At 69.6% G+C, this 13,060-nt stretch carries 11 protein-coding genes and 2 tRNA genes; 9 read left to right on the top strand and 4 right to left on the bottom strand.

The genetic code is table 11. From position 1 onward, the window contains the following. The first annotated feature begins 16 nt into the window (after nt 1–16). A complete protein-coding gene (locus tag DFO45_RS03195) occupies nt 17–628 on the top strand; it encodes a thiamine phosphate synthase (RefSeq protein ID WP_133863704.1) in 612 nt (203 codons plus the stop codon). A gap of 60 nt (nt 629–688) precedes the next feature. Here the strand turns inward: DFO45_RS03195 and DFO45_RS03190 are convergent, their stop codons facing one another. Continuing rightward, nucleotides 689–1,849 (bottom strand): FAD-dependent monooxygenase, encoded by a 1,161-nt coding sequence (locus DFO45_RS03190; protein ID WP_133863703.1) that lies wholly within the window; start codon nt 1,847–1,849, stop codon nt 689–691. Nucleotides 1,850–1,851: 2 nt separating this feature from the next. Next, entirely contained in the window at nt 1,852–2,100 is a 249-nt protein-coding gene (locus tag DFO45_RS03185; protein ID WP_012172067.1) for a zinc-finger domain-containing protein, read from the bottom strand. A gap of 463 nt (nt 2,101–2,563) precedes the next feature. On the opposite strand from DFO45_RS03185, the gene DFO45_RS03180 reads away from it, so the two are divergent. Together DFO45_RS03180 and DFO45_RS03175 are read left to right on the top strand one after the other, a co-directional pair. Continuing rightward, complete coding sequence (locus DFO45_RS03180) at nt 2,564–4,144, top strand: 2-isopropylmalate synthase (protein ID WP_133863702.1); 1,581 nt, start codon at nt 2,564–2,566, stop codon at nt 4,142–4,144. 69 nt (nt 4,145–4,213) lie between these two features. Beyond that, the gene (locus DFO45_RS03175) at nt 4,214–5,305 is read left to right on the top strand and encodes a DMT family transporter (protein WP_133863701.1); all 1,092 of its coding nucleotides are present in this window, start codon (nt 4,214–4,216) and stop codon (nt 5,303–5,305) included. 67 nt (nt 5,306–5,372) lie between these two features. Here DFO45_RS03175 and DFO45_RS03170 read toward each other — a convergent pair whose 3' ends face one another. Beyond that, nucleotides 5,373–7,358 (bottom strand): DUF6600 domain-containing protein, encoded by a 1,986-nt coding sequence (locus DFO45_RS03170; RefSeq protein ID WP_133863700.1) that lies wholly within the window; start codon nt 7,356–7,358, stop codon nt 5,373–5,375. A gap of 303 nt (nt 7,359–7,661) precedes the next feature. On the opposite strand from DFO45_RS03170, the gene DFO45_RS03165 reads away from it, so the two are divergent. From DFO45_RS03165 to DFO45_RS03140, 6 genes are all read left to right on the top strand, one after another. Further along, the gene (locus DFO45_RS03165) at nt 7,662–8,657 is read left to right on the top strand and encodes a tripartite tricarboxylate transporter substrate-binding protein (RefSeq protein WP_208299733.1); all 996 of its coding nucleotides are present in this window, start codon (nt 7,662–7,664) and stop codon (nt 8,655–8,657) included. Nucleotides 8,658–8,785: 128 nt separating this feature from the next. Further along, nucleotides 8,786–9,247: a tripartite tricarboxylate transporter TctB family protein gene (locus DFO45_RS03160; RefSeq protein ID WP_012172072.1), complete on the top strand. Its 462-nt coding sequence runs from the start codon at nt 8,786–8,788 to the stop codon at nt 9,245–9,247. Between the two features lie 11 nt (nt 9,248–9,258). Further along, complete coding sequence (locus tag DFO45_RS03155; RefSeq protein ID WP_133863699.1) at nt 9,259–10,758, top strand: tripartite tricarboxylate transporter permease; 1,500 nt, start codon at nt 9,259–9,261, stop codon at nt 10,756–10,758. Between the two features lie 156 nt (nt 10,759–10,914). After that, a tRNA-Lys gene (locus tag DFO45_RS03150) sits at nt 10,915–10,990 on the top strand. An 80-nt stretch (nt 10,991–11,070) separates the two neighbouring features. Then, a tRNA-Lys gene (locus tag DFO45_RS03145) sits at nt 11,071–11,146 on the top strand. Between the two features lie 255 nt (nt 11,147–11,401). Beyond that, nucleotides 11,402–12,172 carry a siderophore-interacting protein gene (locus DFO45_RS03140; RefSeq protein ID WP_133863698.1) on the top strand — a complete coding sequence of 257 codons (771 nt, stop codon included), beginning with the start codon at nt 11,402–11,404 and terminating at the stop codon, nt 12,170–12,172. Nucleotides 12,173–12,214: 42 nt separating this feature from the next. Here the strand turns inward: DFO45_RS03140 and DFO45_RS03135 are convergent, their stop codons facing one another. Continuing rightward, nucleotides 12,215–13,015, bottom strand: coding sequence for a thiazole synthase (locus DFO45_RS03135; RefSeq protein WP_133863697.1), 801 nt, complete (start codon nt 13,013–13,015; stop codon nt 12,215–12,217). Nucleotides 13,016–13,060: the final 45 nt, after the last annotated feature.

Here is a 13,060-nt window from a genome sequence, read left to right as displayed (position 1 = left end):
ATGACAGGAGCCCGCCGTGCTGCCCCACCCGCCCCTGCTTCTGATCACCGATCGCCATCAGGCAAGGACCGATCTTGCGGACGTGCTTGCAGCATCCTTCAGCGCGGGGCTGCGCTGGGCTAGCGTGCGGGAGAAGGACCTTGCCCCGGCCGAACAGGTGGACCTCGTACGGCGGCTTCTGCCCGTCGCCCATGCGCATGGGGCCTGCCTGACCCTCCACGGCACGGCCGCGCTCGCTCTTGAGGCCGGCGCCGATGGCGTGCATCTGCCGTCCGGGGCCGATGTGAATGCCGCGCGCGCCCTGCTGGGGCCGGACGCCTTGATCGGGCTTTCAGTCCACAGCATGGCGGAGGTCACGGCCGCACCGCCGTCCGCCTCCTATCTGGTGGCCGGTCCGGCCTTCGAGACCGCCTCCAAGCCCGGCTATGGCCCCGCACTCGGGCCAGAGGGGCTGGCGCAGCTCGTGCGCGCCACCGCCCTGCCCCTGCTGGCCCTCGGCGGCCTCGACCGACATACGCTGCTCCTCTGCCAGGACAGCGGCCTTGCCGGTGCAGCCGTGATGGGTGGCGTGATGCGGGCGGACGATCCGGCAGCGGAAGTGCGCGCCCTGTTGGCCGCACTGGGCTGAGCGTCAGGGAGCGAACGGGATCAGGGACGAGCGGGCGCGGACGCGCCCCGGTCGGCCCGGTCAGCCGCCGTACAGCCAGTCGTAGCGGGACAGCAGGCTGCCGCCGGTGGCGCGCAGCGCCAGATCGCGGGCGAACCGCGCCGGGCCCTTCAGGTGATAGATCACCGCATTGCGGCGGGCCCCGCGCTGAACGCGGGCGGCGCGCGCCTGACGCAGCGCCTCGTAGCGGCGCAGCGCGGGCTCCACCGGGCCGCCAGCCCCCAGAACGGACCCGAGCGTCGCGGCGTCCTCGATGGCCTGCGCGGCGCCCTGCGCGAGGAAGGGCAGCATGGCGTGGGCGGCATCGCCCAGCAACGTCGTGCGCCCGGCGCCCCAGCGCGGCAGCGGGTCCACGTCATAGAGGCCCCAGCACAGGAAAGAGGAGGCATCGAGCAGCAGCGACCGCACTTCGGGCGCCCATTGCGAGAAGGCCTCATGCACGGTGCTGGCGTCGCCCGGCTCGCTCCAGCGGTTGACCGGCCGGTCCTGTCGCACGATGGCGACCACATTCACCGCCGCGCCAGCGCGGATGGGATAGGTCACGAGATGGGCGTCGGGGCCCAGGAACAGGCGCACATCCGGCGGCGTGTCGGCCCGCACGGGAATGGTGGCGCGATAGGCCACACGCCGGGCAAAGGAGGGGCGCACGCCCACCTGCAGATGCTCGCGCACCAGCGAGCGCACGCCATCGGCGCCGATCACGATGTCGGCGGTCTCGGCGATGAGGCCGGCCTCCTGCTCCGCCACGGCGCGCAGATTGTCGCCATGGGTGTCGAGGCTCTGAAGCCGGGCCCCGAGCAGGATGTCGCATCCCGCAGCCTTCGCGCCGTCGGCCAGGGCCTTCTGCAAGTCCGCCCGATGCAGCACGAGGAAGGGCGCACCGTATTTGGCGACCGCGGGCGCATAGTCGCAGCGGGCCAGCAGGCCGAAGGTCTGGCCGTCCCGCACCTCGAGGGCGCGCGGCTTCACGGCGACCGTCTCCAGCGCATCGAGCACGCCGAAATCGCGCAGGTGGCGGGTGGCGTTGGGCGTCAGCTGAAGGCCGGCGCCCACTTCGGCAAGCTCGTCCGCCTGCTCCACCATGCGCACGGCGAGCCCCGCCCGGCGCAGGGCGATGCCGCACGCCAGACCGCCGATGCCGGCACCGACGATGAGCGCACTGGCGGGCGAGGTCTGGCCCAATGTCAGGCCGCCGGCTTGTCCGCCCAGACGCAGCCTTCAGGCTTCGCCGTGCCGGCCTTCAGGGCCGGATTGTAGCGATAGAGGGTGGAGCAGTAGGAGCAGACCGCTTCCGTATCGGAACCCAGATCGATGAAGATGTGCGGATGGTCGAACGGCGGCTTGGCGCCGATGCACATGAATTCCCGCGCGCCCACTTCGATGACGCTCACGCCGAGATCGTTGCAGAAGTGAGGAATGCCTGTGTCCGCCATTGGCCTTGTCTCTGTCCCATCGGGTTGCGCGCGAGCTTAGAGCATGTTCCGGCGCGCTTGAACACCTCCCTGCCGCACCGCGCCGCCATGTCGCGCGGGGACATCCCGCACGAAGCGGCCGGATCGGCGCTGCACGCGCGGCTTTCTCTTCCGAGCCGCAAAGCAGACCTTGCCTCCATCGCACTTTTGCGGGTATGAGCGGACTAGAGCGCAATTTTTTGGTGAGCGAGCAGCAGCCCGTGTCGTCCCGTCCGACGAACATCGCTGGTACCTCCCCCCGGATTGAGACCAATCCGGGCAACGCTCTTGTTCTGCGCGCGCTCCTTCTCCTTAGCCGCCCCTGAGGGCCGGCCGGGCGCATGCGCCTGGGCACTCAGGGGATGCGGAAAAGCCAGACCGACGCACCCGAGGCCCTCTCTCCTGACAGTTGGATCGAGACGGCCCGTCCCGAAGGACCCGTGACATGACCGAGACCACTGCTGCTACGCCCGCCGTCTCCACCGAGGCGACCGACCGCGTCATCATCTTCGACACCACCCTGCGCGACGGCGAACAGTGCCCCGGCGCCTCCATGACCTTCGAGGAGAAACTCGAAGTCGCGGAATTGCTGGAGACCATGGGCGTCGATGTGATCGAGGCCGGTTTCCCCATCGCCTCCATCGGCGATTTCGAGTCGGTGGCCGAGATTGCCCGCCGCTCCAAGAGCGCGATCATCGCCGGCCTCTCCCGCGCCGCCCTCAACGACATCGACCGCTGCGCGGAAGCGGTGAAGCAGGCCAAGCGCGGCCGCATCCACACCTTCCTGTCCACCTCCCCGGTGCACATGAAGTACAAGCTCCAGAAGGAGCCCCATCAGGTGCTGGAGATGATCGTCGCCTCGGTGACGCGCGCCCGCAACCATGTGGAGGATGTGGAGTGGTCGGCGGAGGACGGCACGCGCACGGAGATGGACTTCCTCTGCCGCTGCGTGGAGGCCGCCATCAAGGCCGGCGCCACCACCATCAACATCCCCGACACCGTGGGCTACACCACGCCGCAGGAATATGAGGCGCTCTTCCGCACCGTCCGAGAGCGCGTACCGAATTCGGACAAGGCCATCTTCTCGGTCCACTGCCACAATGACCTCGGCATGGCGGTCGCCAACTCGCTGGCCGGCCTCGCCGGCGGCGCGCGGCAGATCGAATGCACCATCAACGGCATCGGCGAGCGCGCGGGCAATGCGGCGCTGGAAGAGGTGGTGATGGCCATCAACACCCGCCGCGACGTGCTGCCCTATCGCACCGGCATCGATGCCACCCTGCTCACCCGCGTCTCCAAGATGGTTTCGGGCGTGACCTCCTTCCCGGTGCAGTACAACAAGGCCATCGTCGGCCGGAATGCCTTCGCCCATGAGAGCGGCATCCATCAGGACGGCATGCTCAAGCACACCCAGACCTACGAGATCATGACCCCCGAGAGCGTGGGCGTGACCAAGACCTCGCTGGTGATGGGCAAGCACTCCGGCCGCGCCGCCTTCCGCGACAAGCTGAAGGCGTTGGGCTACGAGCTGGGTGAGAATGCGCTGAACGACGCCTTCACCCGCTTCAAGGACCTCGCCGATCGCAAGAAGGTCATTTACGACGAGGACATTGAGGCGCTGGTGGATCAGGGCATCGCCGCTGCCTACGATCGCGTGAAGCTGCTGTCGCTCTCGGTGGTCGCCGGCACCCGCGGCCCGCAGCGGGCCACCATGCGCATCGAGGTGGACGGCCAGCCCCGCATCGAAGAGGCCGAGGGCAACGGCCCGGTGGATGCCACCTTCAACGCCATCAAGGCGCTGATCCCGCACACCGCCAAGCTGGAGCTCTATCAGGTGCATGCCGTGACCGAGGGCACGGACGCGCAGGCCGAGGTCTCGGTACGTCTCGCCGAGGACGGCAAGGTGGTGACCGCCCGCGCGGCCGACCCGGACACGCTGGTCGCGTCCGCGCAAGCCTACATCACGGCACTCAACAAGCTCTCCGTGAAGCGCCAGAGCGTGAACGCGCAGGCCGCCGCCAGCTGAGCGGTGCCCGACACGACAAACCCGAAGCCCTCGCCCTCCGGCGGGGGCTTTTTTGTCTGAGGACGGCCCATGCACCGCACCGGCATTCTGCTCGCGCTTCTCTCGGCTGTTCTGTTCGGCGCCAGCACACCGCTCGCCAAGCTACTTCTGGGCGCGGTGGACCCGTGGATGATGGCGGGCCTGCTCTATCTCGGCGCGGGCGTGGGGCTCGGCCTCATGGAAGCGGGCCGCAAGCTGGCCGGACAGCCCGCCAGCGAAGCGCCGCTGCAACGGGCAGACCTGCCGTGGCTGGCGCTGGTTATTCTCGCCGGCGGCGTGCTCGGGCCGCTGCTGCTCATGCTGGGCCTAAGCCGCACCGATGCCGCCAGCGCCTCGCTGCTGCTCAATCTGGAGAGCCTCGCCACCCTCGCCATCGCCTGGGTGGCCTTCCATGAGAATGTGGACCGCCGGCTTCTGGTAGGTGCCGGCGCCATCCTCGCGGGCGCGCTGGTTCTGTCCTGGCAGGGCGGCGGGCAATGGGGATGGGGTGCGCCGCTCATCGCGGGCGCGTGCCTGTGCTGGGGTATCGACAACAACCTCACCCGCAAGCTGTCCGCCGCCGATCCGGTGCAGATCGCCTTGCTGAAGGGGGTGGGGGCGGGAAGCGTGAACCTCGGGCTGGCGCTGGCTTCGGGGGCGCCCTTGCCCCCGCCCGCCCTCCTTGCAGCGGTGCTGGCGGTGGGCTTCCTCGGCTATGGCGTCAGTCTGGTTCTCTTCGTGCTCGGCCTGCGCCACCTCGGGGCCGCGCGGACGGGCGCCTATTTCGCGCTGGCGCCGTTCGTGGGGGCGCTGTTGGCGGTGGGGCTGCTCGGCGAGCCGCTCACCGTGCGGCTGCTGCTGGCTGGCGGGCTCATGGCCATCGGGCTCTGGCTGCACCTGACGGAACAGCATGAGCACGAGCACGACCACCTGCCCCTCGCCCATGCCCATCGCCACCGGCACGACGCGCACCACCAGCACGCCCACGGCCCCGATGACGCGCCCGGCGAACCGCACAGCCACTGGCATGTGCATACACCGCTGCGGCACCGCCATCCCCATTATCCGGACCTGCACCATCGCCACCGGCACGACGGCGCGCCCGCTGAAGCCGACGAACCGCCCGCGCATCCGCACGGCTGAGACCGGCCCCGCCCCCCAGACATAAGAAAGGCCGGCGAGCACCGGCCTTTCTCGGGAGTATCGCCGCTTATTGCGGCGGCTTGGCATCCGGGGGCGCCTCGGGACGCCCGCCGCCCTGCGGGGGATGCTCGGGGCGGGGACGCTCCGGACCACCCGGCGGACGCGGCGCCTCCGGACGTGGTGCTTCGGGGCGCGGGGCCTCGGGCCGGGCCGCCGGCGGGCGCTCGGCCTGGGGGGGCCGGACCTGCTCGGGAGGCGGCGCGGGACGCGCCGGCTCCGGCCGGGGCGGGGCCGGACGCTCGCGTTCGGCCGGTGGCGGGCCGGCCGGGCGCGGAGGCTCCGCACGGGGCGCTTCCGGACGTGGGGCCGCCGGGGGCGGTGCGGCTCTCTCCCGTTCGGCAGGCGGCGGCGCAGCGGGCCGTTCGGGCTCGGTGCGTGGGGCGGCAGGCGGCGGCGCGGGACGCTCGCGTTCGGCCGGCGGAGGCGGTGCAGTCCGCTCCCGCTCGGCCGGAGGCGCGGGACGTGCGGGCTCCGGACGCGGGGCCGCGCCGGGCGGCGGCGGAACGGGACGCTCCCGCTCACCGGGCGGGGGCGGCACAGGGCGCGCCGGTTCGCCGGGAGGCGGCGGGGGCGCCGGACGCGCAGGCTCGGGTCGCGGGGCGGCACCGGGCGGTAGCGGCGCCGGACGGGCCGGCTCCGGCCGCGGCGCAGCACCGGGAGGTGGCGGTGGGGCTTGCGGGGCCGGGGCTCCTGCGGGCGCGGGCGGAGCGGCCGGTGCGGGCTGGGGCTGTCCCTGCGCCGGCGGTGGAGGCGGCGGCGGGAGGGCGCGCCCGCCCGGCGCATTGGGCGCCTGCGGCAACGCGGGTGGCACGGCATTCGGCCTCTCGCGCTCCAGTTGCTCGATCACCTGCGTCGCGCGCTGCTGGCGCTGCTGGAGGATCTGCTGCTGCAGCTGCTCGCGCTGGCGCAAGGTTTCGAGACGGGTGCGCTCATAGTCCGCGCGGTTGCGTTCTGCGTCCGCCCATTCACGCTGGAGCTGGCTCTCCCGCATCTCGCGGAAGCGCTCCACATCCTGCCGGTAGGCCGTCTCGTTGCCGGAGAAGCGCGCTTCCCGCAGCGCCTGCCTCTGGTCGGGCGCGATCACGCCGAGAAGGGCGGCGGAAGGCGCGATGGCGGCCGGCGCTTCCGGCCCCACATACTGGCGGATGAGCAGCCGCCGCTCCGCCGGCACGTCGCGGATCACCCGCGGCGGCGGTGGAATGTCCTGCACGGCGGCAACATAGGGCCGATAGATGCCGAGGCGGGCGCCCCCGGTGTCGTCGAACACCTGATCGTAGCGGTTCACATAGACCACGCGGCGCGTGATCACCTCACGCTCCACGACGGTGCCGAACTCCTGCGGCGGCACGAAGCGCGTCACCACGCGGCCGTTGCCGTAATAGGGATCGTAGGGCCGCGCGTCGGTGGCGAGCCAGCTCGCGAGCGCCGCGATGGGCAGGACGCGCACGGTGAGGTCCGGCGCCGCCACATAGCGGTCCTCCACGAAGACCCAGCTCTCGGCCACCGGCGCCTCGTAGCGGCGGGGCGGGCCATAGGCATAGCCGGGCGCATCGGGGGCGATGGGCGCCCAGCCCGTATGCCCGCCGCCGCGCCGCCATTTCACCCAGGCCGGCGCCCAGGTGTCGCCGGGCACCCAGAACCAGCCGTAATCGGGATCATAGCCCCAGCGGCCGTAATGATAGACGGCCCAGGCGAAGGGCTCGGCCGAATCCCAGTACCAGCCGTCGTCGGTCCAGACCCACCGGCCTTCCTGATAAGGCCGCCACGAGGCGTCGAGGCCCGTGGGCACCCAGACGTACTTATAGACCGGATGGGAGACCCACGTGCCGTGTTCGGCCAGCGGTGCATAGAAGACGTTCACGTCCACCTGCTGCACCGAGGCCGGGCGGGGACCCGGCGCCTGCGCCAGCGCGGGGGCGACGGCCCCCAGAAGGACACCTGCGGCCGCGCCTGCCGCCAGAAGGCGGGTGTGCCGTTTCAGCCGAAGAACCATCGTGAGCCTCGCCTGCTGTTTCGGGACGGACAACGGCAGAGATGGAGCCTCTGTTCCGTGGCGCCGTTGGGGAAAGAAGAAGGTAATTCAAGGCCTTGGACCCCAGTTCGCGGCGCCGGGGTGGCGCTGGCGAGGCAGGGGGTACCACCATCCGGCAGGGCTGCCACAACTGGCGGGCGGCGAAGCGTGACATTCCCTAGCGAAAGGATGACTTGACGGAAGGGGCGCGTGGCCCTTCAACAGAACAAAGTGCGCGAACAAGGCGCCGGTTCTTCCCCGGGAGGGGATACAGAGGAGGACGTTATGTTCAGGAAGACCGCGCGCGCGGCCTTGGCCGTGCTCATGGGTGCCGCCGCCTTCAGCCTTGCGGCGACCCCGCGGGCGGCCCAGGCACAGGCCTATCCCGCCCGGCCGATCACCGTGGTGGTGCCCTTCGCGGCCGGCGGCCCGACCGACACGGTGGCCCGGCTCGTCGCCGAATCCATGACCAAGACGCTCGGCCAGCAGGTGATCGTGGAGAATGTGGGCGGCGCCGGCGGCACCCGCGGCGCGGGTCAGGTGGCGAAGGCCGCGCCTGATGGCTACACGCTGCTGCTCCACCACATCGGCCAGGCCACCGCCCCGAGCCTCTATCGCAAGCTGCCGTACAAGGTGACGGACTTCGAGACCGCCGGCCTGATCACCGCCGTGCCGATGACGCTCATCGCCAAGCCCGGCTTCGAGCCCAAATCCATCGCTGACGTGGTCGCCTATGTGAAGGCGAACAAGGACAAGGTCACCTATGGCAATGCGGGCGTCGGCTCGGCCTCGCACCTGTGCGGCATGCTCTTCATGTCGGCCGTGGGCACGCAGGTGACGACCGTGCCCTATCAGGGCACGGGCCCGGCCATGAACGACCTCGTGGGCGGCCAGATCGACCTCATGTGCGACCAGACCACCAACACCACCGGCCAGATCAAGGGCGGGAAGGTGAAGGCCTATGCGGTGACGACCAAGGAGCCGGTGAAGTCCCTGCCCGACCTGCCCACCATGGAAGCCGGCGGCCTCAAGGGCTTCGAGGTGGCGGTGTGGCACGGCCTCTATGCGCCCAAGGGCACGCCTGCCGACGTGGTGGCCAAGCTCAACGCCGCCCTCAACACCGCGCTGGAAGACCCCAAGGTGGTGGCCCGCTTCGCCGATCTCGGCACCGAGCCGGAGCCGAAGGACCGCCGCAGCGCCGAATTCCACAAGACCTTCCTCACCGCGGAAGTCGCCAAGTGGAAGCCGATCATCGAGGCGGCCGGCGTCTATGCCGACTGATTGCCGCCACGGCTGAATCTCCCGCCCGCCGGCCTCAGGTCCGGCGGGCGGCTTCTTCTTGAGGAGGGAATCGGCTGAGCCATCCCTCCCATCCATCTCACATGTGATACCGGGGGGACCGACGGGCCATGGGCTTCGTGCGCAATCCGAAGGATGTGATTTCAGGGCTTCTGTTCATCGCCCTTGCGGCGCTGTTCGCGTGGCAGTCGCGGGAGTTGCAGATCGGCACGGCCATGCGCATGGGGCCGGGCTATTTCCCCCTGCTGCTCTCCGCCGTCCTCGCCCTGCTTGGCCTCATCGTGCTGGTGAACGGCCTGCGCACGCCGGGCGAAGCGCCCACCGGCACGGCGTGGCGCGCGCTCATCATCCTCGTCGGCGCCACCGTCTTCTTCGGCTTCGCCATGAAACCCCTCGGCTTCCTGCCGGCGGTGGGCGTCAGCGTCTTCCTCTCCACGCTCGGCAGCCGGCTGTTCCGCCTTCAGACCGCCCTCGCGATCACCGCCGTGATGTGCGTCTTCTGCTGGGCGGTCTTCATCCTGGGGCTCGGCCTTCCGCTGCCGCTCCTCGGCCCGTGGCTCGGCGGGCACTGAGGCGGGCGGACATGGAACTCCTCGACAACCTCTCCCTCGGCTTCTCGGTCGCGCTGTCGCTCCAGAACGTCTTCTACTGCTTCGTCGGCGTGCTGCTCGGCACGCTGATCGGCGTGTTGCCGGGGCTCGGCCCCATCGCCACCATCGCCATGCTGCTGCCCATCACCTTCGGGCTGCCGCCGGTCTCCTCCCTCATCATGCTCGCGGGCATCTATTACGGCGCCCAGTATGGCGGCTCGACCACCGCCATCCTCATCAACCTGCCCGGCGAATCCTCATCCGTGGTCACCGCCATCGACGGCCACCAGATGGCCCGGCAGGGACGCGCGGGGGCGGCGCTGGCGACAGCCGCGCTCGGCTCCTTCTTCGCCGGCACGGTGGCGACCTTCCTGCTCGCCGTCTTCGCGCCACCGCTCGCGGAACTGGCGCTGAAATTCGGCCCGCCGGAATATTTCGCGCTGATGGTGCTCGGCCTCGTCGCCTCGGTGACGCTGGCATCCGGCTCCGTCGTCAAGGCGCTGGCCATGATCGTGCTCGGCCTGCTGCTGGGCCTCGCCGGACAGGACATCTACACCGGCGTGCCGCGCCTCACCTTCGATCTCGACGAACTCTCGGACGGCTTCGATTTCGTCGCCCTCGCCATGGGCATGTTCGGCATCGGCGAGATCATCCGGAACCTGGAGGACGAGAGCCAGCGCTCGCTGGTGGCGGCCAAGGTGAAGAGCCTGCTGCTGACCAAGGACGAGTTCAAGGCCATCATCGCGCCGGTGCTGCGCGGCACGGTGCTCGGCTCCTTCCTCGGCATCCTGCCGGGCGGCGGCGCCATGCTCTCCTCCTTCGCCTCCTATTCCATCGAGAAGAAGATCTCCCGCACGCCGGGCCGCTTCGGCCGTGGCGCCATCGAGGGCGTGGCGGGACCGGAGAGCGCCAACAATGCCGGCGCGCAGACCTCCTTCATCCCCATGCTGACGCTGGGCATTCCCTCCAACCCGGTGATGGCGCTGATGATCGGCGCCCTCATCATCCAGGGCATCACGCCCGGCCCCAATGTGGTGACGGATAAGCCGGACCTGTTCTGGGGCGTGATCGCCTCCATGTGGGTCGGCAACCTCATGCTGGTGCTGCTCAACCTGCCGCTGATCGGCATGTGGGTGCGCCTGCTCACGGTGCCCTATCACGTGATGTACCCGGCGATCATCGCCTTCTGCTGCATCGGCGTTTACAGCGTCAACAACAACACGTTCGACGTCTACACCATGGCCCTGTTCGGCATCCTCGGCTATGCGCTGGTGAAGCTGGACTGCGAGCCGGCGCCCCTGCTGCTGGGCTTCGTCATCGGCCCGATGCTGGAGGAATATCTGCGCCGGGCCATGCTGATCTCGCGCGGCGACCCCATGGTCTTCGTCACCCGGCCCATCTCCGCCGCGCTGCTCATCCTCGCCGCCATCGCGCTGGTGGTGGTGCTGCTGCCTTCGGTGCAGAAGACCCGCGAGGAGGCCTTCAAGGAGTAAGCGGCCGTTGCCAACGCTCGGTTTCGCGCGGGGCCAGCCGGACCCGCGCGAAGCTTGTCCACAACGTCCGGCGCGGCGTGAATTTTCTGTCACGCTGTGCTGGACAGTCGGGGGGGCCTTTGCTACATGAGCCTTCCCGAACGGGGACACCCCCGAGGGCGCATAGCTCAGTTGGTAGAGCAGCTGACTCTTAATCAGCGGGTCCTAGGTTCGAGCCCTAGTGCGCCCACCACTTTCCTCCCAAGGTTCAAGTGGTTCTCTCCCGGTTCGCCGCAAGGCGGAACGGCGTTCGGTACCATGACCCCGTGACGGGGGCGCATAGCTCAGTTGGTAGAGCAGCTGACTCTTAATCAGCGGGTCCTAGGTTCGAGCCCTAGTGCGCCCACCATCCCGTCACCCGGCCATGACCAAAGCGAAGCGTGGCGACGCCCCTTCCTCTGGGACAGCACCGTTTCGATCTTCTCCAACCTTCCGCACATCCGCTTGTGCTCCGACCGGCGGCGCTTTATCACCCGGTTTGCAGGAGCCTTGAGAGGCTCGCGTAAGCGTTAACGTCATTCAACGCACCGACGGATGTTCAAAGCCTCCGGACGTGCGCCTGCGCCCCAGTCAGCCGCGTCCGGACCTCACCTGAGTGACGCACATGACTGACACCTCTCCCCTCCCCTCCGATCTCGACCTTCCGCGCATCGAGCGCGTGCGCCACGACCTGCGCCGCCGGCGCCTCACCGTCGCCGCTACGGAACGGCTGACCCCGCACATGATCCGCATCACCCTCAGCGGCGCGGAGCTGGAGGGCTTCACCTCCCTGTCCCCGGCGGATCACATCAAGATCTTCGTGCCGGACGGCCAAGGCGGCACGCAGATGCGCGACTACACGCCCCGGCGCTACGATGCCGCCACGGGTACGCTGCTCATCGATTTCGCGGTGCATGAGGCAGGTCCCGCCACCCGCTGGGCGCTCGATGCCCGCGTGGGCGACGAAGTGGAGATCGGCGGCCCGCGCGGCTCGATGGTCATCGGCGGGGCGATCCGCAACTGGCTGCTGATCGGCGACGAGACCGCCTTGCCCTCCATCGGCCGCCGGATCGAGGAATTCGCCCCCGGCACGCCCGTCACGAGCCTCGTGGCGGTGCCCGGACCCGAGGACGAGCAGCGGTTTGAAACCGAGGCCCGCCTCACCGCCCTCTGGGTCCACCGGCGCGATCCGCGGGAGGTCCGGCCTCTGCTCGACCATCTCAAGGGCATCGACATCCCGGCCGGCACGTTCGTCTGGCTCGCCGCCGAAGCCTCGGTCACACGGGCCATCCGCGCGCATCTGCTCGGCGAGCGGCAGGTGCCGCCCGGCTGGTTGCGGGCATCGGGCTATTGGGTGCACGGCACCGCCGACGCCACAGAGAAGTTCGAGGACTGAAACGCGATGCCGGGTCCCTCGGGACCCGGCAGATGGCTGAGATCAGCTGCCGACCAGGCCGAATTCGGGGCTGGAGGCTTCCGCGTGCAGCTTCTTCGGGATGCGGCCGGCGAGGCGCGCCAGACGCCCGCCTTCCACCGCGTAGCGGAAGGCGCGGGCCATGCGCACCGGATCGTGGGCCTTGGACACCGCCGTATTGAGCAGTACCGCAGCACAGCCGAGCTCCATCGCCTGCGCGGCATCGGAGGCCGTACCGATGCCGGCATCCAGCACGACGGGCACCGGCGAGCGGGCGCAGATCAGCTCGATCATGTGCGGATTGGCAATGCCAAGGCCGGTGCCGATCATGGAACCGAGCGGCATCACGGTGGCGGCGCCGAGATCCGCCAGCTTCTGGCAGGTGACAGGATCGTCATTGCAATAGGGCAGCACCACGAAGCCCCGGTTCACCAGTTCCTCGGTGGCCTTCAGCAGCTCTTCCACGTTGGGATAGAGCAGCTCGCGGTCGCCGATCACCTCCAGCTTCACCCAGTCCGTCTCCAGCGCCTCGCGCGCCAGTTCGGCGGTGAGGATGGCGTCCTTGGCGGTCTGGCAGCCGGCGGTGTTGGGCAGGATATGCACGCGGCCGGTAAGAAGGTCCGCAAGGCTCTCCTCATAGCCCTCAAGGCTCATGCGGCGGATGGAGGCGGTGGCCATTTCCGAACCGGAGGCCTCCAGCGCATCGAGAAACATCTTCTGGTTGGGATAGCCCGCCGTGCCGAGGAACAGGCGCGAGGAAAAGGTACGGCCGGCGATCACCAGCGGATCGGCCAGCGTGCTCGGGACGGGAACGTTCACGTTCATGTCGGTCTCTTTCCGGCCGGCTGATCCGGCGCTCAAATTTCTGGC

Source organism: Azorhizobium sp. AG788, assembly GCF_004364705.1.
In the GTDB taxonomy this organism is placed as follows: domain Bacteria; phylum Pseudomonadota; class Alphaproteobacteria; order Rhizobiales; family Xanthobacteraceae; genus Azorhizobium; species Azorhizobium caulinodans.
Note: the sequence above shows the minus strand (reverse complement) of the source record. Positions and strands in the feature narration are given on the sequence as shown.

Coding starts and splice junctions, on each gene's coding strand:
- DFO45_RS03185 (WP_012172067.1), bottom strand. CDS start 2,100: ATGGCGGACACAGGCATTCCTCACTTCTGCAACGATCTCGGCGTGAGC.
- DFO45_RS03180 (WP_133863702.1), top strand. CDS start 2,564: ATGACCGAGACCACTGCTGCTACGCCCGCCGTCTCCACCGAGGCGACC.
- DFO45_RS03175 (WP_133863701.1), top strand. CDS start 4,214: ATGCACCGCACCGGCATTCTGCTCGCGCTTCTCTCGGCTGTTCTGTTC.
- DFO45_RS03170 (WP_133863700.1), bottom strand. CDS start 7,358: ATGGTTCTTCGGCTGAAACGGCACACCCGCCTTCTGGCGGCAGGCGCG.
- DFO45_RS03165 (WP_208299733.1), top strand. CDS start 7,662: ATGTTCAGGAAGACCGCGCGCGCGGCCTTGGCCGTGCTCATGGGTGCC.
- DFO45_RS03160 (WP_012172072.1), top strand. CDS start 8,786: ATGGGCTTCGTGCGCAATCCGAAGGATGTGATTTCAGGGCTTCTGTTC.
- DFO45_RS03155 (WP_133863699.1), top strand. CDS start 9,259: ATGGAACTCCTCGACAACCTCTCCCTCGGCTTCTCGGTCGCGCTGTCG.
- DFO45_RS03140 (WP_133863698.1), top strand. CDS start 11,402: ATGACTGACACCTCTCCCCTCCCCTCCGATCTCGACCTTCCGCGCATC.
- DFO45_RS03135 (WP_133863697.1), bottom strand. CDS start 13,015: ATGAACGTGAACGTTCCCGTCCCGAGCACGCTGGCCGATCCGCTGGTG.